Source organism: Streptomyces sp. NPDC057271, from assembly GCF_042668715.1.
GTDB lineage: Bacteria > Actinomycetota > Actinomycetes > Streptomycetales > Streptomycetaceae > Streptomyces.
In genome coordinates this window covers 1-1,691 of the sequence record NZ_JBHUYJ010000237.1, presented here as the reverse complement: position 1 = coordinate 1,691, position 1,691 = coordinate 1, and the positions used below count along the sequence as shown (strand labels likewise).

Here is a 1,691-nt window from a genome sequence, read left to right as displayed (position 1 = left end):
CCGCGTGGAGATCACGCCACGGTCAAGCAGCCGCATCATCTGCTCCGCCACCACCACCTGCGACGGAAACACCCGCCTGGTCCCGAACGCCTTCTGCGCTATCTCGGCCGGGTCGTCCACGCCCTGATCGATCAGTTCCCGGACCCGCTGCAGGACTCTGCCGCGCACGCTCCCGGCCGTGACCGGTGCACCGATCAGCCCCAGCGCCTGCAACCACGGCACGGAGGAAATGTAGCTCGTTTGCCATGTGATCCCCATGCCTGCGAAAGCTTTCGAGCCGCTACGGAAACTGACGTCCTCGCCGGCGTCGACGGCTTCCCATACCTCATCGAAGAACATTTTCATGACGCTCACCGCGCGGCGTGTGCCAATTCGGGCTGGGTGATAGGGCTCCAAGCCGAAGGCCTGCAGCCAGCCATTCACCTGCTCTGCCTTGACCGTCCGATCCAGGTGGAGATCCGGGTAGGCAGAACGAACGAGATCACTGATGCGATATTTTCCTGTTCGGACGACGGAATCTGCCGCGGTGAAGATTGCCAGGTCGATACGGCGGGCCAGTTTCTGTGGCTCGGGAAGCTGCTCCCATTTCTCCTTCGCCCTCGGGGTGCTGTCAGGCCCGGGAATCGCGGGAGGCGGCCTGTCGCCGACGGCATCCACGATGATCTGCGCAAGTCCCGGGAACTGCGGGTCCTGCAGGTTCAGGTCCGCGCGGAGCAGTTCTTGGACGAGTACGACCTGGTCGATGCCTACCTGCTCGGTTCCCAGGAGCTGGGCCGCGATGGTGGCCGGATCCGAGCTGCCGGAGCGGTCACGTTCCTCGCGGGCGGCCTGCGCGAGCCGGTACCGCACACCGCCTTGGAGGAGCGGTGAGTCATCCAGCCCCCACCCCGCATATATGGCGCGGAAGATGACACCTTTCCGCCATTCGGCAATATTTCCCTGATCCTCATCCTCCCGTTCTTCAGCATCCCGATTCAGGGGAAACTTTCGAGCGAGATGAAGGAACACGGGAACTTTGAACCGCCTTGTGGAGTTGTGCATTTCATCAGCCAGTGGCTTGAACTGATTGAAATCCTTCCCTGTGGCGGGCAGTGCGCCGGTGAGGCCGGCGGCCATAAGCCAGCCCCGTACCGTCTCGTGACGAGACCAAGTGTTCAGTCTTCGCCGGGCCGGCTCGGCTGACAGGCCCCGGTCCTCCCCCCAAATGGAGAACACCAAGGCGCCCAGGCTCAGTTTGCGATTCCCGCTTTTGTGGACGATGGCGTGGGCGGCGCTCCAGATGGCGTAGTCGATTACCTGGGGAAGGGTGGGGTTTTCGGGGAGGGTGGGCTCCTCCTCGCCCATGAGGGAGATGATCAGGCGTGCGGTGGCTTGGGCGGCTTCGGGGGTGACTTTGAGGGCCGGGGGGGCGAGGTAAGCGGCGAGGGCGAGGTGGGTGGCGAGGAGGGCGGGGGTGGGGTGGGGGCCGAAGAGGGTGGTGGCGATGGCGTGGTAGTCGAGCCGGTGGGTGCTTTGTGCTTCGGCTGCTTCCCGCGCGCGAGTGAGGAGGTCGGCGTAGGCGTTGGGTGTGGTGGCCGGGATGCTGGTGCTGACCGTGGTGTCGGTGGCGGGGATGCTGGTGGCTGTGGGGTCTGGGGTGGTGGTGTTGCTGGTGGTGGGTGGGTTGTGGCGGGTGAGGTAGGCGAGGGTGC

1 protein-coding gene is annotated in these 1,691 nt (G+C 64.8%); it reads right to left on the bottom strand.

The genetic code is table 11. The annotated features are described in order from the left end of the window. Positions 1 to 1,691, bottom strand: a 1,691-nt coding sequence (locus ACFUJR_RS39200; protein ID WP_383181685.1) for a hypothetical protein, incomplete at both ends; no start/stop codon positions are given.